General features: G+C 65.8%; 21 protein-coding genes, 1 pseudogene and 1 riboswitch. Of the genes and pseudogenes, 17 read left to right on the top strand and 5 right to left on the bottom strand.

Annotated features, from left to right (window positions below):
- Window positions 1–829, bottom strand: a pseudogene (locus tag Q4E95_RS05960) (5-methyltetrahydropteroyltriglutamate--homocysteine S-methyltransferase); the annotation flags it as partial.
- 131 nt (window positions 830–960) lie between these two features.
- Window positions 961–1956: a methylenetetrahydrofolate reductase gene (locus tag Q4E95_RS05955; protein WP_303382448.1), complete on the bottom strand. Its 996-nt coding sequence runs from the start codon at window positions 1954–1956 to the stop codon at window positions 961–963.
- Between the two features lie 42 nt (window positions 1957–1998).
- Window positions 1999–2116: riboswitch (SAM riboswitch) on the bottom strand.
- 147 nt (window positions 2117–2263) lie between these two features.
- Between Q4E95_RS05955 and Q4E95_RS05950 the strand changes: the two genes are divergently transcribed.
- The 12 genes from Q4E95_RS05950 to Q4E95_RS05895 all read left to right on the top strand — a co-directional run bounded on the left by Q4E95_RS05950 (window position 2264) and on the right by Q4E95_RS05895 (window position 12206).
- A complete protein-coding gene (locus Q4E95_RS05950) occupies window positions 2264–3124 on the top strand; it encodes a fructosamine kinase family protein (RefSeq protein ID WP_303382447.1) in 861 nt (286 codons plus the stop codon).
- A 104-nt stretch (window positions 3125–3228) separates the two neighbouring features.
- A complete protein-coding gene (locus Q4E95_RS05945) occupies window positions 3229–3756 on the top strand; it encodes a MarR family winged helix-turn-helix transcriptional regulator (RefSeq protein ID WP_303382446.1) in 528 nt (175 codons plus the stop codon).
- Complete coding sequence (locus Q4E95_RS05940; protein WP_303382445.1) at window positions 3753–4913, top strand: polyprenyl synthetase family protein; 1161 nt, start codon at window positions 3753–3755, stop codon at window positions 4911–4913. The genes Q4E95_RS05945 and Q4E95_RS05940 overlap by 4 nt, the downstream gene beginning before the upstream one ends.
- The gene (locus tag Q4E95_RS05935; RefSeq protein WP_303382444.1) at window positions 4914–5861 is read left to right on the top strand and encodes a phytoene/squalene synthase family protein; all 948 of its coding nucleotides are present in this window, start codon (window positions 4914–4916) and stop codon (window positions 5859–5861) included.
- A complete protein-coding gene (crtI, locus tag Q4E95_RS05930; RefSeq protein ID WP_303382443.1) occupies window positions 5858–7441 on the top strand; it encodes a phytoene desaturase family protein in 1584 nt (527 codons plus the stop codon). The genes Q4E95_RS05935 and crtI overlap by 4 nt, the downstream gene beginning before the upstream one ends.
- Window positions 7441–7791 (top strand): lycopene cyclase domain-containing protein, encoded by a 351-nt coding sequence (locus Q4E95_RS05925; protein WP_303382442.1) that lies wholly within the window; start codon window positions 7441–7443, stop codon window positions 7789–7791. The genes crtI and Q4E95_RS05925 overlap by 1 nt, the downstream gene beginning before the upstream one ends.
- Window positions 7788–8189 carry a lycopene cyclase domain-containing protein gene (locus Q4E95_RS05920; protein ID WP_303382441.1) on the top strand — a complete coding sequence of 134 codons (402 nt, stop codon included), beginning with the start codon at window positions 7788–7790 and terminating at the stop codon, window positions 8187–8189. The genes Q4E95_RS05925 and Q4E95_RS05920 overlap by 4 nt, the downstream gene beginning before the upstream one ends.
- Complete coding sequence (locus Q4E95_RS05915; RefSeq protein ID WP_303382440.1) at window positions 8182–9051, top strand: prenyltransferase; 870 nt, start codon at window positions 8182–8184, stop codon at window positions 9049–9051. Before Q4E95_RS05920 ends, Q4E95_RS05915 begins: the two co-directional genes overlap by 8 nt.
- 186 nt (window positions 9052–9237) lie before the next feature.
- Window positions 9238–9600, top strand: coding sequence for a GntR family transcriptional regulator (locus tag Q4E95_RS05910; protein WP_303382439.1), 363 nt, complete (start codon window positions 9238–9240; stop codon window positions 9598–9600).
- Complete coding sequence (locus Q4E95_RS05905; protein ID WP_303382438.1) at window positions 9597–10544, top strand: ABC transporter ATP-binding protein; 948 nt, start codon at window positions 9597–9599, stop codon at window positions 10542–10544. Before Q4E95_RS05910 ends, Q4E95_RS05905 begins: the two co-directional genes overlap by 4 nt.
- Complete coding sequence (locus Q4E95_RS05900) at window positions 10544–11257, top strand: hypothetical protein (protein ID WP_303382437.1); 714 nt, start codon at window positions 10544–10546, stop codon at window positions 11255–11257. The genes Q4E95_RS05905 and Q4E95_RS05900 overlap by 1 nt, the downstream gene beginning before the upstream one ends.
- Before the next feature lie 133 nt (window positions 11258–11390).
- The gene (locus Q4E95_RS05895) at window positions 11391–12206 is read left to right on the top strand and encodes an alpha/beta fold hydrolase (protein ID WP_303382436.1); all 816 of its coding nucleotides are present in this window, start codon (window positions 11391–11393) and stop codon (window positions 12204–12206) included.
- A gap of 3 nt (window positions 12207–12209) precedes the next feature.
- On the opposite strand, the gene Q4E95_RS05890 is transcribed toward Q4E95_RS05895, so the two are convergent.
- The gene (locus tag Q4E95_RS05890) at window positions 12210–13190 is read right to left on the bottom strand and encodes an LLM class flavin-dependent oxidoreductase (RefSeq protein WP_303382435.1); all 981 of its coding nucleotides are present in this window, start codon (window positions 13188–13190) and stop codon (window positions 12210–12212) included.
- A 119-nt stretch (window positions 13191–13309) separates the two neighbouring features.
- On the opposite strand from Q4E95_RS05890, the gene Q4E95_RS05885 reads away from it, so the two are divergent.
- The 5 genes from Q4E95_RS05885 to Q4E95_RS05865 all read left to right on the top strand — a co-directional run bounded on the left by Q4E95_RS05885 (window position 13310) and on the right by Q4E95_RS05865 (window position 17298).
- A complete protein-coding gene (locus Q4E95_RS05885) occupies window positions 13310–13981 on the top strand; it encodes an alpha-ketoglutarate-dependent dioxygenase AlkB (protein WP_303382434.1) in 672 nt (223 codons plus the stop codon).
- Between the two features lie 118 nt (window positions 13982–14099).
- The gene (locus Q4E95_RS05880) at window positions 14100–14627 is read left to right on the top strand and encodes a flavin reductase family protein (RefSeq protein ID WP_303382433.1); all 528 of its coding nucleotides are present in this window, start codon (window positions 14100–14102) and stop codon (window positions 14625–14627) included.
- Between the two features lie 174 nt (window positions 14628–14801).
- Window positions 14802–15491: a flavin reductase family protein gene (locus Q4E95_RS05875; protein WP_303382432.1), complete on the top strand. Its 690-nt coding sequence runs from the start codon at window positions 14802–14804 to the stop codon at window positions 15489–15491.
- Between the two features lie 35 nt (window positions 15492–15526).
- On the top strand, window positions 15527–16558 hold the full coding sequence (locus Q4E95_RS05870) for a pirin family protein (protein ID WP_303382431.1): 1032 nt from the start codon (window positions 15527–15529) through the stop codon (window positions 16556–16558).
- Between the two features lie 188 nt (window positions 16559–16746).
- The gene (locus tag Q4E95_RS05865) at window positions 16747–17298 is read left to right on the top strand and encodes a YceI family protein (protein WP_303382430.1); all 552 of its coding nucleotides are present in this window, start codon (window positions 16747–16749) and stop codon (window positions 17296–17298) included.
- A 38-nt stretch (window positions 17299–17336) separates the two neighbouring features.
- On the opposite strand, the gene Q4E95_RS05860 is transcribed toward Q4E95_RS05865, so the two are convergent.
- Both Q4E95_RS05860 and Q4E95_RS05855 read right to left on the bottom strand, forming a co-directional pair.
- Window positions 17337–17627, bottom strand: a complete 291-nt coding sequence (locus tag Q4E95_RS05860) for a hypothetical protein (RefSeq protein ID WP_303382429.1) — start codon at window positions 17625–17627, stop codon at window positions 17337–17339.
- Between the two features lie 45 nt (window positions 17628–17672).
- Window positions 17673–18125, bottom strand: a complete 453-nt coding sequence (locus Q4E95_RS05855; protein ID WP_303382428.1) for a cell division protein CrgA — start codon at window positions 18123–18125, stop codon at window positions 17673–17675.
- Window positions 18126–18350 lie beyond the last annotated feature (225 nt).

Here is an 18350-nt window from a genome sequence, read left to right as displayed (position 1 = left end):
GGGCGGCCTCTCCGGCGTCCCCGTACCCCACGGCGACCAGGATGTCGGGGCGGTTGGCGGGGAAGCTCAGGCGGGTGTAGGCCTTGGTCAGGGCGGCAATGATGGTCTCGCGGGGGACGTCCCAGCCCTCCGCGGCCAGGGCGTGCTCGTCCAATTCGACCCACGGGACACCCGCGTCCTTGAGTGCGGTGAGCAGCTGGATGTAGAGATCCACCACGTCGTTGAGTCGGTCGATGGGCTGAGTGCCCGGCGCGTCCGTGGTTTCCGGGCGGGCCAGGAGCAACAGGGTCACCGGGCCCACCAGGACCGGGCGGACGATGGCACCGGTGGTATCACGGGTGGTCACGAAGCGTTCGATCAGGCTTTCAGGGTGAGCGGAGAGCGGGGTGTCCGGGCCGATCTCGGGAACGTAGTAGTGGTAGTTGGTGTCGAACCACTTGGTCATTTCCAACGGCTCCAGGTGATCGGTTCCGCGGGACAGTGCGGTGATCAGCTCAATGCCTCGCGGGGTGTCGGGAGCGGCGGGGCGGAAACCGTCGGCGCGGAACCGGGCCGGAACCGCACCCAGCGCCAGGGCGGTGTCCAGCGTCTGGTCCACGGCGAACGTGTCGGACGGGACGGCGGCGGGCTCGGTGAGGCCCAGGTCGCGGAGGTGACCAACGGTGCGCTCGCGCAACTGGGCGAGGGTGTCCAGGACGGTCTGAGCGGGGTTCTCGGCGGGCTTGGACCAGTAGGCCTCAAGCGCCTTCTTGAGCTCACGGTGGGGACCGATCCGGGGGTAGCCCAGGATGGTTGCGGCGGGGAACGAGGTCTTGGAAACGGCAGACATTCGGGGTGCTCCTGAGGGTAAAAGGGTGTGCTGTGGGAAGCTACGGTCACTGAGACCGTTGCGAAAAGGCTCTGTCGGAAGGGCGGTGCGGGTGCTCCTGCGGCTGCGGTGGCGCCGCTGATCGGCGGCGGTCAGGCCGCGGAGGTGCTCCCGCGGAACGTGCGGGCGGCATCGCGCACCCGGAGATGGTCGAGAATGGCCAGCGGGGCGTCCGGCCGGTTGAAGGTGAACAAATGAAGACCCGGGCAACCGAAGTCCAGAAGCTCGTCGATCAGGGTCAGCGTTGCCGCGATGCCCCGGCGACGCAGCTCGGCCGGGTCATCGGTGTTCAAGAAGGTGGTGATCCGCTCCGGGATCGGCACTCCGGTCAGCTCGGCCATCCGCCCCAGACGTTTGATGTCCGTCAGGGGCACCAGGCCGGCGACGATCGGGATGTGGATGCCTTCCGAGCGCGCACGTTCCAGGAACCGCACGTAATCCTGGGCGTCGTAGAGCACCTGAGTGATGGCGTAGTCGGCTCCGGCCGCCTGCTTGTCCCACAGGGCCGCCAGGTCCGCTTCGAAATCGCGGCCCTTGGCGGCCACGGGGTAGCAGGCCACGGACACCGAGACGGGGCGTTTACCGGGGCGCTCGCACGCCCCGAACATGCGCTCCTCGACCTCGCGGATCAGCTCGACCAGCTGTGCTGCCCGGTCGAAACCACCCGGGTGGGTGGTCCACTCGCTACCACCCACGGGCGGATCGCCGCGCAGGGCGAGAAGGTCGCGCACGCCGTCGTCGAGTAAATCCTCAACGGCGCGTTCCAGGCCGGCGCGGTCGGTGCCGCCGCACGTCAGGTGGGCCACCGCGGGGGTCTTGGTCTGCCTGAGCAGGTGCCGCAGCGTTTCGCGGGACACCCCGTTGGCGCCGGAGTGGCCGTGGGTGACGGAGAAGAAATCCGGACCGGCGGCGGCCATCGCGTCGATATTGCGCCATACGGCCTCGGGATCGCGGGTGGGGTGCGGCGGGAACACCTCGAACGAGATCAGGGACTCGCGGCGCGGTCTGCGTACCAACCACGAGGTTCCCGTGGGTGGCCCCGTGGCGACGGTCTGCTTCGAGACCTGGGGTGTGGACAGGGCGGGCATAAAAATACCTCCGGCGGTTCTGGACGCCGGAGGTTTCTCCGTACGCCGTACTTGCTCGCCGTGCGGTTGCGCGGCGGCCGGATCCTCATCTGGGGCACCCCGCTACGTGCTGGAGGGTTGCCGCCCGGTTAGCCAGAGCTTCACACCGGGACTCTTGATCCTTGTTGCGGAAGACACTAGCACATTATTGTGGCGGTGCACGTCACACGCTGGAACGAGTGGACTCCATTGTTTTGTCCCGTTGCCACAGGCCGTCAGCGGGGAAAAAGTCCCTGCGAGTGTCGTGGGAATGGTGTAGAGAAGAACCATGGACCAGTTGCCCGAAGACCTCCTTGCCGACCTTGATGTCACGGGAGTGCGATCGCTGAGCGGTGGGGATACGGCCGCCGCGTATCGCCTGGAAACCCCCGACGGGCCGTTGTTCGCCAAAACCATGCTCGACGCTCCGGCCGGTGTGCTCGAATTGGAGGCGGCCGGCCTCGAAGCGCTCCGCGCGGCGGCACCGGCCGAACTGTCCGTGCCCCGCGTGATCCGTGTGAGCGATCAGGGTCTGGTCCTGGAATGGATCAATGAATCCTACGGTGCGGGCGGGCCGCCAACCGAGGCCGAATGCGGCAGCGGCCTGGCCCGGATCCACCGCGCGGACGCGCCGCATTTCGGTGCGATCGACCCTGAGCTGCCGCAGCGCATCGGCTCGTTCCCGGTGGACCTCTCACCCACCGACGACTGGGCCGATTTCCTGCTGCATCGCAGGATCGAACCTCTGCTGCGCACGGCGATCGACACGGGGAAACTGGACCCTGCGGCGTCGGACCTGTTGGCTGAACTGGCCCCGCGTGCGGCCGAACTAGCCGGTCCCACCGAGCCGCCCAGTCTGCTGCACGGTGACCTGTGGGCCGGTAACAGGGTGATCGATGCGAGCGGCCACAACTGGCTGGTCGACCCGTCCTCGTTCTACGGGCATCGGGAATACGACCTGGCCATGATGCTGCTGTTCGGCGGGTTCGGTGAGGCCTGCTTCAACGCCTACAACGACGTTTACCCCCTGGCCGACGGCTGGCGCGAGCGCGTCCCGTGGTACCAGGTGCCGCCGTTGCTGGTGCACGCGATCCGGTTCGGTGGCGGCTACGGGAACTCCGTGCTGAATGCTCTGCAACGGGTGCGCTGATGTAGAACCACTACTCGGACACGCCTTGTAGTGTTGGACAGTGCCCAGGCTTTTCAAGCATCATGGTTATCAACTTTTCTAACTCTTAGAATTTCGAGGTTTTGATGGCTGAGTCGCGGTTCAGGCCCGATATTGTCAGCCCACAAAGCCGCGAGCTGCGCCGCGTGGTGCGCGTCAATGACGACATCGGTTATCAGGTCCGCAGGATCATGGGTCTCAAGGAGACCGACTACCACGCGATGGCCATCCTGATGCGCAACCCCATGGGCCCCACCGAGCTGGCGCGCGCACTGCACATCACCAGTGCGGCGGCCACGGCAGTGGTGGATCGATTGGTTCGGGCGGGGCACGCGGTGCGTGAGCCCCACCCCGATGACCGCCGCCGCATGATCGTTCGGGCAATGGATGCATCCCGCGCCACGACCATGGAGCACGTGTACCCCATGATGAACATGGTCGAGGAGGAACTGGAGACACTCGATGAGCGCGATCGCGCTGCGGTTCTGACATTTCTCAAGGGAACCGCGACCCGCTTGGAGGCCTACCGGGACGAACTCAGGGAGCGGCCCACTCAGGCAGCGCGACCGGCGGATCCCCGGGAACCCCTGACAACCGGGGAGGATCACGCGTGAACTCGTCACGGTTGACCGAAACCCACCAGCCCGTTCCCGTGCCGCTGCGCGGCGGAGCGGTTGCCACGTCCGATCCTGCCTGGGACGAATTCTGCGTGGCCGTGGCCGAAGAACTGGACGCCTACTTCGACGGTCTCAAGGACACGGTTCGACGCAGCCCCGGGTTCCCGGTGCTGCGCTCGCGGATTCGTGAGCAGGTCACGGGCGGAAAATTGCTGCGCCCGCGTCTGACGCGCCTGGCCTGGCGAGCCTTCGACGGACGCGCGGAGACCGTGCTGGGTGGCGAGGCCCGTAACGCTCCCGATCCCGAGTGTGTGCGCCTGGCGGCGTCCTTCGAGCTACTGCATGCCGCGCTTCTGGTGCACGACGACGTGGTCGACCGCGATCCCGTGCGTCGCGGGCGGCCCACGGTGGGGGAGCTCTACCGCAGGGACGCGCACAGTGCGGGAGCGCCGTCGGACGAAGCCCAACACCTGGGTGAGGCGGTCGCGATCATCGGCGGTGACCTGCTGCTGGCCGGGGCTCTTCGGCTGGCCACCACGTGCACCGCCGATCCGGCTCGATTACACGCCGTGTCCGCCGTGGTTTTCGATGCCGTGACGGCCTCGGCAGCCGGCGAGCTGGACGACGTGTTGTTGTCCATGCATCGCTACGGACAACAACACCCCGCCGTGCAGGACATCCTCAACATGGAACGGCTCAAGACCGCCACCTACTCGTTCGAGGCCCCGCTCAGGGCCGGCGCGTTGCTGGCCGGTGCAAACCAGGAAGACGCCGCTCGCCTCGCCCGGGCGGGTTCGCGGATCGGCGTGGCCTACCAGGTGGTGGATGACGTTCTGGGAACCTTCGGGGACCCGCGGTTGACCGGAAAATCCACCGAAGCGGACCTGCGCGAGGGCAAGGCCACCGTGCTCACCGCTCACGGGATGCAGGATGGCCAAGCCCGCAAAATACTTGCCGAATTTGCCGCCGGAAACGCCACGGTGGCGCAGGTCAAGGCTGCCCTGGCGCAGGCCGGGGCCGAGACCAGGGCCGTGAAATTGGCCGCAGAGCTTGTGGCCGATGCCCAGGAGGCACTGGAGCGGCTGCCGCTGCCGGAGGCGGAACGTGCCGAGCTCAATGCCATTTGCCACTACGTGCTGCATCGGAGGAAGTAAGTGACTCGACTCGAGGTATCCCCCCGCGCACCCCTGCCGCTGTACACCCGCACCGCGGCCGCGGCCGCCGGCCAGGTCATCGGGCGGTACTCCACATCCTTCTCGTGGGCGTGCCGCACCCTGCCCCGCGAGTGCCGCCGGGACATTTCCAGCATTTATGCCCTGGTGCGAGTGGCCGATGAAGTGGTGGACGGCACAGCCTCTGCCGCCGGGCTGGCCACGGGTCCCGTGCGTGCGGCCCTGGACGAACTCGAAACCGAGGTGGAACGGGGCCTGACCAGCGGGTTCTCCACCAACCTGGTGGTCCACGCGTTTGCCGACGTCGCCCGCCGTCACGGATTCGGTCGTGAACTCACCGCGCCGTTCTTCGCGTCCATGCGTGCGGACCTGGACGTGTCCGAACACGACCCCGAGTCATTGGAAACCTACATTTACGGTTCCGCGGAAGTCATTGGTCTCATGTGCCTGGAAGTGTTCATGGACCTGCCCGGCACTCGCGCGGACACCCCCGAACAGCGCGAGATGCTGCGCGCAACCGCACGCCGGTTGGGTGCCGCGTTCCAGAAGGTCAATTTCCTGCGGGATCTCGGTGCTGATCATGATCAGCTGGGCCGCACCTACTTCCCGGACACGGACCCCACCGAATTGGGTGAGGCCGAGAAAAATGAGTTGCTCGCCGATCTCCACGCGGATCTCGACGCCGCCGTACCCGGGATCCTCGCGCTCGACCGGCGGGCCCGCCGCGCGGTACTGCTGGCCCACGGCCTGTTCCACGAACTGGCTCGCAGGATCGCCGCGGTGCCCGCGGCCACGTTGACCCAACAGCGCATCAGCGTGCCCACGGCGGTCAAGGCGCGCATTGCCGCGCGTGTATTCGCGGGATCTCGCAGAGTGCCGCGCTCCGATGCGGGCATCGGGTCCGGTGCCGGATCGCGAGGTGCCTCATGAGTCGCACGGTGGTGATCGGGGGCGGATTCGCGGGTCTGGCCACGGCCGGGTTGCTGGCCAAGGACGGCCACGATGTCCTGCTGCTCGAGCAACAGCAGACCCTGGGTGGACGCTCCGGGCGCTGGTCCGCGCAGGGCTTCCGCTTCGACACCGGCCCCAGCTGGTACCTCATGCCCGAGGTCATCGACCGGTGGTTCCGCCTCATGGGGTCCGGCGCCGAGCAGGAACTCGACCTGCAGAAACTGACCCCCGGCTACCGCACGTTCTTCGAACAGCACCGTGATTCGCAGCCCGTGGACGTGGTGTCCGGGGAAGCGGAAGAACTCTTCGAACAACTCGACCCGGGTTCCGGAACGGCGCTCAAGAAATACCTGCACTCCGGTGCCGAGGTTTACGAGCTGGCCAAGAAGTACTTCCTGTACACCAATTTCACCAAGCCCTTGGAGCTCATGACTCCCGAGGTGCTCAAGAACCTGCCCCGGCTGGGCGCGCTGCTGAGCAACTCGATGGAGGCCTACATTGCCGAGCGGTTCCCCGAGCCGCGCGAGCGGCAGATCCTGGGCTACCCCGCGGTCTTTTTGGGTGCGGCCCCGGATTCCGCCCCGGCCATGTACCACCTGATGAGCCACCTGGATCTCACGGACGGCGTGCAGTATCCGCAGGGCGGTTTCGCCGCGCTCGTCGACGCCATGGAACGGCTCGTCCGCGAGGCCGGTGTGGACATCGTCACCGGCGCCACGGTCACGGGCATCGACGTGAGCTCCCGCGGTTTCTTGGTGCCCGTCGGCAGACGGCGCCGCGGGGCGGTTACCGGCGTGCGGTACCGCCTTGCGGACGGGACCCAGGAGCGCGAGGCGGCGGGCGTCGTCGTCGGCGCGGCCGACCTGCACCACCTGCAAACTCAATTGCTCCCCCAACCGTTCCGTGCGCCCGAGTCGCGCTGGAAGCACCGCGACCCGGGGCCCTCCGGTGTGCTCGTGTGCCTGGGCGTGCGTGGAAAGCTGCCCGAACTGGTCCACCACAATCTGCTGTTCACGGCGGACTGGCCGGACAACTTCGCGCGCATTGCGCAGGGCAGTGAACTCGCGGACGAGACCTCCATTTACGTGTGCATGACGTCCGCAACCGATCCGGGGGCCGCCCCTGAGGGGGACGAGAACCTGTTCATCCTGGTTCCGTCACCGGCCGTGCCCGAATGGGGCCGGGGAGGGATACGCACGACCGAGGTGAACCAGCCGGGTTCACCGCAGGTCGAGAAGGTGGCGGACGCCGCCGTGGCCCAACTCGCCCGATGGGCCGGCATCGAAGACCTGGCAGACCGGATCGTGGTGCGCAGAACCTACGGCCCCGGTGACTTCGTGTCCACCGTCAACGCGTGGCGCGGCTCTCTGCTCGGCCCCGGGCACACACTCGCGCAATCGGCCCTGTTCCGGCCGGGCGTGAGTGACAGGGGAATCAGGGGGCTGTACTACGCGGGTTCGTCCGTGCGGCCGGGAATCGGCGTGCCTATGTGCCTCATCTCGTCCGAAGTGGTACGTGATGCAGTTCGGGAGACCGCGCCCGGGGAGCGCAGCCACTGATGTACCTGCTGATGCTGCTCGTGTTCACCGGTTGCTACGCCCTGATCGATCGCCGCTGGAATCTCTATTTCTGGTCTGGTTCACCGGTGCGCGCCTGGATCGTGCTGGTCCTCGGCGTGCTGTTCTTCCTCGCATGGGACGTGGTGGCCATCTTCCACGGGCTTTTCTGGCACGGCGACAACTCACTCACGCTGGGCATCTTCGTGGCACCCGAACTTCCGATCGAAGAGGTCTTCTTCCTGGCGTTCCTGTGCTACCAAACCATGATTTACATCCTGGGCGCCCCCGTGCTGTGGCGGTGGCTGCGCTTGCGCTCACGCTCGCGCTCGCCCGAGGGGGATCGGGCATGACGTACTGGGACGTAAACTTCATTTTTCTGGGCCTTGCGGCACTGGTGCTGGTGGTGGCGGTGCTGCTGCGCAAACCGGGTTCGTTGTTCTGGGGCGCGTTGGGTGCCTCGACCGTTCTGCTGTTCGTGCTCACTGCGGTGTTCGACAACCTGATGATTGCCGTGGGGATCATGACCTACACGGACCAGAACATTTCCGGGGTGCAGGTGGGGCTGGCGCCACTCGAAGACTTCGCGTATCCCCTGGCCGGGGTGCTCCTACTGCCGGGGCTGTGGCTGCTCTTGGGTGGCCGGGTGGCGTCTGCACGGGCACCCGGAGGTACCTTGGGTGAACGCGAACCGGGCGCTCGCACCGGCGGCCGTACCGCACTCGACAACCCGCGGGAGACGCGTGATTAGCAAACTGTTCTGGGCCTCCCGGCCGCTGAGCTGGGTCAACACCGCCTACCCGTTTGCGGCGGCGGTGCTGCTGACCGGGGGACTGCCGTGGTGGCTCGTGGTGCTCGGAACCGTGTTCTTCCTGGTGCCCTACAACCTGGCGATGTACGGCATCAACGATGTCTTCGACTACGAATCCGACCTCCGTAATCCCCGCAAGGGCGGCGTGGAGGGCGCGGTGGTGGACAGGTCTGCCCAGCGCTCCGTGCTGCTCGCATCCTGTGTGGTGCCGGCCCCGTTCGTGGTGATTTTGGTGGGCTGGGCGCTGGTCACCGGAAACCCGTGGTCGATCGCGGTGCTCGCCGTTTCCCTGTTCGCGGTGGTGGCCTACTCGTGGGCGGGGCTGCGGTTCAAGGAAAAGCCGTTCCTGGATGCCCTGACGTCGTCCACCCACTTCGTGTCCCCAGCGGTCTACGGACTCGTGCTGACCGGTGCGGACTTCACACTGGGGCTGTGGTCGCTGCTGGCCGGATTCTTCCTGTGGGGCATGGCCTCGCAGATGTTCGGAGCCGTGCAGGACGTGGTTCCGGACCGTGAGGGTGGGCTGGCCTCCGTGGCTACGGTGCTCGGTGCCCGGCCCACGGTGTGGGTTTCCGCTCTCCTGTATGCCGGCGCCGGTCTGCTGATGCTGCTGACCGACTGGCCCGGGCAATTCGCGGCGCTGTTGGCGGTGCCGTACGTGGTGAACGTGTTGCGCTTCCGCACCGTCACGGACAGTGATTCCGGCCGCGCCAATGCCGGTTGGAAGACGTTCTTGTGGCTGAACTACTTCACCGGCTTCCTGGTGACCATGCTGCTCCTCTGGTGGGTGGCGGTTCGGTAACACCGCGACCGCGTCCCACCATTTCATCCGGCCTTACTGCACAGTAGACCAACCTACCGTGCAGTAAGGCCGGATCAATTGGTGAATCAGTCGTATCTCGCACATCCGAGGGCGGTTACCCTTGACGGCTCACCGGTTCAGTGGTTAATTAGTTAAGTAACTAACCAAGGAACCGGAGGAGGTGTCATGACACCGAGGCACGATGGTCGCCCGATCTTCATGGTCCTGGCTGACCAAATTGCGGACGACATCCTCCAGGGTAATTACCCGGTGAACTCGGCCGTGCCCTCCACCAATGAGCTGGCGGCGTTCTACCGCATCAACCCCGCAACCGCTGGAAAGGCGCTGGGGCGGTTGGTCGACCAGGGGGTCCTGGTGCGGCGTCGTGGAATAGGGACGTTCGTGGATGCCCACGGTCCCGAGATTCTGCGCGAGGAGCGCCGCACGGCGTTTGCCGAAGATTTCATTCGCCCGGCCGTGGCCGAGGCGCAGCGACTGGGTTTGTCCCTCGACGACATGGTTGCGCTCATTAGAAAGGACATGCCATGAGTTCCCAAGCTCTCCAGGCAGATCATCGAACGGGTGCTCCGTGGGACACGGGCCAGCGGGGCATCCGGATCAGAAGCCTGAACAAGTCGTTCGGAAAGAAACACGTGCTGAAGGACATCACCGTGGATTTCGCTCCCAACCGGGTGCACGGGCTGCTCGGTGCGAACGGCGTGGGTAAGACCACGTTGATGTCGGTGATCTTGAACCACAAGTTCCGCAGCTCCGGCGAAATTCTCATCGACGGTGAGGACCCGCGGGAGAACGCCCAGGTCCTGGCGCGCACGTGCTTCATTCACGAGGACCAGAAGTTCCACGACGACGACACCCCCGCCTCGCTGCTGCGCATCCTCCCCACGTTCTACTCCAACTGGGATGCGGAGCTGGCCGAACGATTGGCCTCGCGGTTCCATCTGCCCATGGGTACGCGCGCGGTGAAGCTCTCTCGTGGCCAGCGCAGCGCATTGGTCAGTGTGATCGCCCTGGCCGCGCGCGCACCGTACACCTTCATGGACGAGCCGTACCTGGGTTTGGATCCGGGGCACCGGGCGCTGTTCTACGAGGAGTTCGCTCGGGCCATGGCGGAGCATCCGCGGACGGTCATTCTCTCGACCCACCTGATCGACGAGGTGTCGGACCTGCTGGAGAACGTGGTGCTGCTGGAGGACGGGCGGGTCACCGTGGACGCGGACATCGACCAGGCCAGGGACAGCGCGTTCGTGCTGCGAGGCCTTGAGCCCGTGGTGCGTGAACTGGCCGGTGGTCGCCGGATCCTCCGTGAGCACCGGCTGGGCAACATTCTCTCGATCACCGTGGACGGCACCGCCACCGGCGAGGATCACCGCCGCGCCGATGAGGCCAACGTGTCCGTGGAACCGGTCACCTTGCAAGAACTTGTAGCCGCACGCGGTATGCGCGGGGCGGACAATGCGGATAGGGGCTTGTGATGCAGTACGTACGGAGAAACCTCGCACTCTACCTGACCAACAGGGTCAACTCGTTCGTGATTGCCCCGGCGATCCTGCTGCTGGTGGCCGTGATCATGATCATTGTCGCGCTCATCATCGGCATTCGCACCGGCCTACCGCTGCCGCCGGAGGTCAGCGAGGGGTTCAAGTACAACCAGGCCATCTTCTGGGCGATCCCGGGTTTCCTGATCTCCCACGGCGCGCTGACCGCCAATCGCGGGTTTGCCGGGTCGCTGGCCTTCGGTAGCACCCGTCACAACTTTTGGGCCGGAACCGCACTGGGGTTCGTGGTCACGGCTTTGACCGTCGTGGCGGTGGGCCTTGTCCTGCTGGCCATTGAAACCGCGACGGGTTACGGCGTGGGTGTCAGTTATTTGACCGTGACGGCCATGGACAACGGCAACCCGTTGATCGTTGCGATCTCCCTGTTCCTCATGTGCCTCATGAGCTTGTTCGCGGGAATGGGTTTCGGTGGCATCTACCGCGCGGCCGGTGTCATCTGGACGGTGATTTCCGTGGTCGCCGTGGTGCTGCTGGTTCTCGGCCTGATCGCGGCGGTTGTGGCGTGGCCGGACTTCTGGTTCGACCTCGCGGGTGAACTCGGTCGCTGGACCATCCCGCTGGGCCTGCTGATCGTCACCGTGGTCACGGCCATCGCCAGTCGCACCGTGGTGAGGTTCGCGGAGATCTAGCCGAGTGCCCGCCCACCATTTCATCCGGCCTTACTGCACGGTAGCCCCACCTACCGTGCAGTAAGGCCGGATCAGTTGGCGTTCGGGTTGGAACCGCGCCACGCGGGGGCGAACAGCTGGCATCATGGGAACCATGAGCCGCTCCGCCTTCACCACGCACACCGCACACGTCAACGACATCGACCTCGCCTACACGGACGAGGGTCAGGGCACCCCGCTCGTGTTGTTGCACGGCCACGCCTACGACCGCTCCATGTGGGACGGCCAGGTCAAGGCCTTCAGCGAGCGGGGTTGGCGCGTGATCGCCCCGGACCTGCGCGGATTCGGAGAGTCGGAGGTCACCCCCGGGATCGTGTACACCGAGGAGTTCGTGGCGGATGTCATTGCGCTGCTCGACGAGCTGGGGATCCAACAGACGGTGCTGTTGGGCTTCTCGATGGCCGGGCAGGCAGCCATGCAGCTGGTCGAATCCCACCCGGAGCGCGTGAGCGCCCTGATCATCAACGACACGGTGCCGCAGGCTGAGGACGCGGCGGGGCGGCGTCGTCGTCACGTGGCCGCCGACGGAATCGTGAGCGGCGGCATGGACTCCTACGGCCAGGCCGTGCTGCCCAAGATGATGTGGGAAGAGAACGTGGAACGGTTGCCCGAGGTGGCCAAGACCGTGCTCGAAATGATTCAAGCAGCTCCGCTCGAGGGTGCCACCGCGGCGATGCGTGGCCGCGCCGAGCGCAATGACTTTGTCGAGACCCTCAAGGCTTTCGACAAGCCCGCCCTGGTCATCGCCGGCGACCACGACGCCTTCGACGGGGGCGCAGCCCAGCGCATGACCGAGCTGCTGCCCCACGGCGAGTTGGCCGTGATCAGCAACAGCGGTCACACACCCAACATGGAGAACCCCACCGAGTTCGACGCCGCTCTGGGCGCCTTCCTGGGCAAGCTCACCTGAGTCCTACTTGTGCCAGGCGTTGGCCAGCAGCTCCATGCCCTTGAGGACATCCTCCTGGCGGGTGGCCACGGGGGAGATCATCAGTTCATCGGCATCCGCGTGCCGGGCGAAACCCTCGAGGTAGTCCACCACGGTCTCCGGGGTGCCCACCGCGGTGTACTTCAGCATGTGGAGGATCTGCTGCGCGGCGGGGGAGGCCATGACCATGTCCATCTCGTCCTCGGTGAACTCCCGGCCGCGGCCCACCATCATGCGCACACGGGCGCGCTGGGTGGCTTCGAGCTGCCGGGCGGCGTCCTCGGGATCCTCGGAGATAATCACGTTGACCGCGGCAATTACGTACGGCTCGGCCAGCTGTTCGGAAGGCTGGAACTGAGCGCGGTAAGTGTTGACCGCGTCCACCAGGGCATCCGGCGCGAAGTGCGACGCGAAGCCGTAGGTCAGCCCGTAGGAGGCCGCCAACTGCGCACCGAACAGAGACGAGCCCAGAATGGTCAGCGGCACGTTGGTGTTCGCACCCGGAACGGCGGAAACACCGGGGATGCGGGAGTTGCCGGTCAAGTAACCCTGCAACTCCTTGACGTCCTGCGGGAAGTTCTCCGCGGACTGCGGAGTGCGTCGCAGGGCCTGCAGCGTCCGCGGGTCGGTGCCGGGAGCGCGGCCCAGACCCAGGTCGATACGCCCGGGGTAGAGCTCGGCCAGGGTCCCGAACTGCTCGGCAATCGTCAGCGGCGAGTGGTTGGGGAGCATCACGCCGCCGGCACCCAGTCGAATCGAGTCCGTCTTGGATGCGATGTGTGAGATCAACACGGCCGGCGCGGAGGAGGCAATGGTGGCCATGTTGTGGTGCTCCGCGTACCAGATACGCGTGTAACCGAGTCGCTCGGCCTCCCGGGCGAGTGTCACGGAATCCGCGAAGCTTTCACCCACGGACTGGTTTTTGCGGACGGTTGCGAAGTCAATGACGGAAAGCGGCTGGCGCACGAAGTTCCTCTGCTGGTCGAAAATGGTTTCTACGGTAAATAACGGTGTGCGGGGCGGCATAATTCCCACGGCTTCTCGGGGCGCTTCTGGCTGTCGGAGGTGCTGCGTACCGTGGGGACATGACCGACTTCGAGGTCAATGAACTGTTCTCCGTACCGCGCGAACGCCAGGAACCGGCACCCGGCGCGGTGCACATCCCTGACTGGTTGGACCCCGAACGACAGGCCCAGCTGGTGACCCAATGCCGCGTGTGGGTCCGGGAATCACCCATGCGCCACCAAGTCATGCCCGGAGGCGGGCGGATGTCCGTGCAGTCCGTGATGCTGGGCCGCAACTGGCGACCCTACCGTTACGGCGCGAGCGGCGGGCCAGGGATTCAAGACCTTCCGGAGTGGCTCGTGCACTTGGGGCAGCGGGCGGCGGCGGACGCGTACGGCGAGCTGAGCGACATGGCGCTGAACTTCGAACCGGATTCCGCACTGATCAACTACTACGACTCCCAGGCCCACATGGGCATGCACCAGGACAAGGACGAATACTCGGCGGCGCCCATCGTGTCCCTGTCGCTGGGGGACACGTGCGTGTTCCGCTTCGGCAATACGGAGACCCGCACCGCGCCCTATCAGGACATCGAACTGCGTTCCGGGGACCTGTTCGTGTTCGGTGGCCCCTCGCGCTACGCGTTTCACGGGGTGCCCAAGGTGTATCCGGGAACCGGTGGGCCGCAGCTGGGGATGAAGCACGGCGGCAGGCTCAACATCACGCTGCGCATGACCGGCGGACAGACGTAGCTTGCGACCGACATGACCGGCACGGCGGGTCCGGCAAGATCGGCAAGGCATGACCGGCGCGGTCGGCCGCGAGGCGCGTCCGGTGGGGCCTCGGCTGCCGAAATGCCAGACTGAGCGCATGGACTTTGAGGCAGTGGACCCGGAACCCACCGATGAACAAGTGGACCGCTACCGAATGCTGGCAGGCGATCACGCGGCGGGCGTGGGAGTGGTGTGTTCGCGCCATCGGGGTAAGGATCACGCCGCCACGGTCACCGCGTTCGCGGACGTGTCCTACGATCCACCCACCATGCTCGTGTGTCTTTACGACATGGGCAGGATCTGCGAGGCGGTGGAGACGTCGGGCGTGTGGACCCTGAGCCTGCTGAACTCGTCCCAGCGGTCGGTGGCCAACTGGTTGGCCAGCCCGGGCAACCCCGTGGACGGCCTGCTCGATTCGGTGCCGTTCCACCGCACCGAGGCGTCCGGGACCCCCGTGCTGGACGGATCGCTGGCCTGGTTCGAGCTCGCAACGGTGTCCGTGCACACGGCGGCCACCCATCAGGTTTTCGTGGGAAAGGTGACTGCCATGGGGCGGGCCGAGGGCTCCGGCAACGCGGACGCACCGCTCGTGCACTTCGCCAAGGAATACCGTTCGTTGCGGTAGCCGGGTGGTCTTGCGGACACGGGTGAGCTCGGGTCAATGTGACGGACTGTTGCGCTGCCGGGTGAACAAATCCGGTGTCGCCTGGAATGGTGGAGAGTCGGCCCCCGTTACAGCTACCACGTGCCTCACAGAGATGGAGGCCGTTCACCACGTCCACCCTCGGAAGGACTATCCATGACAGATCAGCCTCGCAACGCAGCAACCGGCGCTTCGCAGCCCGGCGCGGACACCGCTGATCACATGTCGCCGGACCGGCACGAGCACGTCCTGGACACCGTGCCCGCCAGCGGCCGAGAGGCGGAGCACGCCTCGGCCAAGGTGGTGGATTTTGTGGCACCCACGGAAAACCTGGCTGAGGACGAGAACCTGATCAACGGGTTCAAGGCGGCCTTCGGGCAGCATCCCGCGGGGATCGCCATCATCACCGTGGCGGGACCGGAAGGCCCGGTGGGTCTCACGGCGTCGTCGGTGTCCTCGATTTGTGCGCAGCCACCCATCCTGGGCTTTTCCCTGCAGGCCAAGCGCGGTTCGGCCGCAATTGTGGCCGACGCCGAATCCTTCCTGGTGCATTTCCTCGACGCGGACAACGTGGACCTGGCCCGCGCGTTCTCAATTTCCGGTGCGCCGCGCTTCGGCGAGGACATGCCGTGGGAGCCGTTACCCACGGGAGAGCCCCGTCTGCTGGGGGTGCGTCGCGTGCTGCGCGCCGTGCCGCTGGCCCGGGTCAAGGCCGGCCCCGCACTGGTTTTCAATGCCGCCGTGGTGGAGAATGTGGGCGATGAAGGCTCGGGCGAACCCCTGGTGTATCACCAGCGGCAGTTCCACGGGCTCAGCCGACAGTCCGTGATCGATTACCAGATCTGACTGCGGGGCCCCGCGAACAAGGGAAGAGACACCCCATGAGCAATGTAGAGCCGGACCCCTCCGAACAACTGTGCGGTGAGGACGGGCCCGCCCAGGGTCTCGAGATCATCGACCCCCGGGAGGTTCCGCTGGGTGGACCGCGTGCCATGCAAGTGCGCCGAACCCTTCCCGCGCGGGGCCGCACCATGATCGGCCCGTGGTGCTTTGTGGACCATTACGGCCCCGACGACGTCTCCGAAACCGGTGGCATGAACGTGCCACCGCACCCGCACACCGGGTTGCAGACCGTGTCCTGGCTGTTCACGGGCCGGATCGATCATGAGGATTCGGCCGGCCACAAGGCCACCGTGACTCCCGGCAGCCTCAACCTGATGACCGCGGGACGCGGGATCAGTCATACCGAGTACTCCACAGCGGACACCACCGTGCTGCACGGGGCGCAGCTGTGGTTGGCGCTGCCGAACGACTCCCGGGACACGGATCCCGGGTTCGAGGCCTACACCCCCGATCCGCTGAGCGGCGAGGATTGGGATCTGCGCGTGTTCCTGGGCGAGTTCGCAGGGCAGCGCTCGCCGGTGCGTTCCTTCCACCCCGTGCTGGGTGCGGAGCTCGTGGTGGACGCCACCGAGCACACCGTGGAGGTCGAGTTCGACCTGATCGAGGACTTCGAGCACGGTGTGCTGTTGGACGAGGGGAAAACCCTGATCCAGGTGGACCCCGATGACGGAGGGCCCAGGGGCGTCCTCAAGACCGCTCAGTTGGCGCACATTGCCGCCGGCGCGCGCACGCTGAAGCTCCGGGTTCCCCAGGGCGAGCAAGTGATCCTCTTGATCCTGGGCGGCACCCCGTTCGGTGAGCAGATCACCATGTGGTGGAACTTCGTGGGCCGCTCCCACGAGGAGATCGTCGCCTACCGCGACGCCTGGCAGTCCGCGATCGGTGCCGACGACGCCCCGCCCACTGCCGATCCGCACGGCCGGTTCCCGAGCGTCGTCGCCGATTCCCACGACGACGGCGCCCTACCGGCACCCACGTTGCCCAATGTGCGGCTCAAACCCAGGCCGTAGGGTGGCGTAGAGCTCCGTGCGAAAACCCGATCCGACGGCGGATTGGGTTTTTTCATGACACGACTCACATCAATAGTTTCCAAAGAATAGGTTGACATCTCAACACAGTCGGGTAAGGTAGTTTCCGAAGCAAGCAGTTGTTCCCCGCACTTGAATCGGGGAGCGCCACATTTTTGAAGGAGAGATTCATGAGCAACCTCAACGGCATGACCACCGGCACCTGGACCCTGGACCCCGCTCACACCGAGGTCGGCTTCAGCGTTCGCCACGCGGGCATCTCCAAGGTGCGCGGCCAGTTCTCGGACGTCACCGGCCAGCTTAACGTGGCCGAGGACGCCGCGCAGTCCACCGGCGAGGTCGTGGTGGGCATGGCTTCCGTGGACACCAAGAACGAGACTCGTGACAACCACGTCCGTTCCGAGGAATTCTTCGACGTGGCCAACCACCCGGAGATGACCTACAAGATCACCGGCCTGAACCTCACCGACGGCGAAGGTACCGTGTCCGGCGAACTGACCCTGCGCGGCGTGACCCAGCCGGTCGAGCTGAAGGCAGAATTCAACGGCGTGGCCGTGGACGCCTTTGGCGTGACCCGTGCCGGTTTCACCGCGTCCACCGCGATCTCCCGCAAGGAGTTCAACGTGACCTGGAACGCCGCTCTTGAGGCCGGCGGTGTGATGGTGTCCGACAAGGTCAACATCGACCTGGATGTCGAGTTCACCGCTCCCGAGGCCAACTGATCCCACGCGTGCGCTCACGGCGCGGGCCAGGGAGAGGGTCAGCGCAGTGACTGCACGATGAAGTACAGCAGGGGCACCAAGACAAGTCCGAGCAGGGCAATACGTCTTAACCGCACTTCCATGCGGGCGGCGTTGAGCCGGTGCTTGTTCCCCCCGGTGTCCCTGCGGTCTTCAACGAGCGGGGCTGTCCCGGTCGCAGAATCCTGCGGCCGGGACTTTTGCGTGTCCGGGGCCCGGCCCGCATCCGGTGCACTGTTGCTGTCGTGCGTGGAATCTGGGGGGTCCAGGGGTTCGGGTTCTGGATCCGGTTGCCGCGATGACGTGGCCACGGTGTGCCTCCTGGGCTGAGAGAGCTACGAGCGGGTGACTGCGGGTCAGCGCCATCTGGTGGTCATGATCAGCCCCGTCATCATGAAGACCAGGCCGATGACCAGGTTCCACACATTGATGCCCGGGATGGGTAGGGTGCCCTGGAACAGGTAGTAGGTGATGATCCACAGCAGGCCCACGATCATGAAGCCGATCATCACCACCTTGTACCACATGGGGGTCGGCTGCGGTTCGCCCGTGCGGTCTCGCTTGGCGGCCTTGCGCAGGGCTTTCTTGTTCTTGGAGCCGTCCAGCTCTCCCGCGCCGTCCGCGGTGGCAGAGGTGGAACCACCGTTGCCGTTGGCAATGGACTTCTCGAAGGCTTCCGCATGCCGATTACGGGGGAGGTTCTGCGCGGCCAGTTCGGTCAGCTGCCGATCCTTGTCCGTGATCGCGTACTTCTGATCGGAATCCAGGGACTCGCGGGACCTACCGAAACGCTTTTTGGGCTGGGACACTACTGATCATTCCTCCTGCTGCGTGGACTCGCGGGGCGGGCCCCTCCACGGTACGCATTGCGAGCTTGAGACGCCTGGGCGTGAAACCGGCGTTCAGTCTATCCGCTCGGGCGGGCGTAGACTTGCGCGGTAGTTCCGTCTCAACCTCTTGAACGCCTAGGAGTAGGTTCCGTGTCCGTGAAGATTCTCGTGGTGGATAACTACGACAGCTTTGTCTACACCTTG

It is taken from the genome of Kocuria sp., from assembly GCF_030536815.1.
Lineage (GTDB): Bacteria > Actinomycetota > Actinomycetes > Actinomycetales > Micrococcaceae > Kocuria > Kocuria gwangalliensis.
The sequence above is the reverse complement of the archived record's forward strand: the minus strand, read 5'-3'. Positions and strand labels throughout refer to the sequence as shown.

Coding starts and splice junctions, on each gene's coding strand:
- Q4E95_RS05955 (WP_303382448.1), bottom strand. CDS start 1,956: ATGCCCGCCCTGTCCACACCCCAGGTCTCGAAGCAGACCGTCGCCACG.
- Q4E95_RS05950 (WP_303382447.1), top strand. CDS start 2,264: ATGGACCAGTTGCCCGAAGACCTCCTTGCCGACCTTGATGTCACGGGA.
- Q4E95_RS05945 (WP_303382446.1), top strand. CDS start 3,229: ATGGCTGAGTCGCGGTTCAGGCCCGATATTGTCAGCCCACAAAGCCGC.
- crtI (WP_303382443.1), top strand. CDS start 5,858: ATGAGTCGCACGGTGGTGATCGGGGGCGGATTCGCGGGTCTGGCCACG.
- Q4E95_RS05925 (WP_303382442.1), top strand. CDS start 7,441: ATGTACCTGCTGATGCTGCTCGTGTTCACCGGTTGCTACGCCCTGATC.
- Q4E95_RS05920 (WP_303382441.1), top strand. CDS start 7,788: ATGACGTACTGGGACGTAAACTTCATTTTTCTGGGCCTTGCGGCACTG.
- Q4E95_RS05910 (WP_303382439.1), top strand. CDS start 9,238: ATGACACCGAGGCACGATGGTCGCCCGATCTTCATGGTCCTGGCTGAC.
- Q4E95_RS05905 (WP_303382438.1), top strand. CDS start 9,597: ATGAGTTCCCAAGCTCTCCAGGCAGATCATCGAACGGGTGCTCCGTGG.
- Q4E95_RS05900 (WP_303382437.1), top strand. CDS start 10,544: ATGCAGTACGTACGGAGAAACCTCGCACTCTACCTGACCAACAGGGTC.
- Q4E95_RS05895 (WP_303382436.1), top strand. CDS start 11,391: ATGAGCCGCTCCGCCTTCACCACGCACACCGCACACGTCAACGACATC.
- Q4E95_RS05885 (WP_303382434.1), top strand. CDS start 13,310: ATGACCGACTTCGAGGTCAATGAACTGTTCTCCGTACCGCGCGAACGC.
- Q4E95_RS05880 (WP_303382433.1), top strand. CDS start 14,100: ATGGACTTTGAGGCAGTGGACCCGGAACCCACCGATGAACAAGTGGAC.
- Q4E95_RS05875 (WP_303382432.1), top strand. CDS start 14,802: ATGACAGATCAGCCTCGCAACGCAGCAACCGGCGCTTCGCAGCCCGGC.
- Q4E95_RS05870 (WP_303382431.1), top strand. CDS start 15,527: ATGAGCAATGTAGAGCCGGACCCCTCCGAACAACTGTGCGGTGAGGAC.
- Q4E95_RS05865 (WP_303382430.1), top strand. CDS start 16,747: ATGAGCAACCTCAACGGCATGACCACCGGCACCTGGACCCTGGACCCC.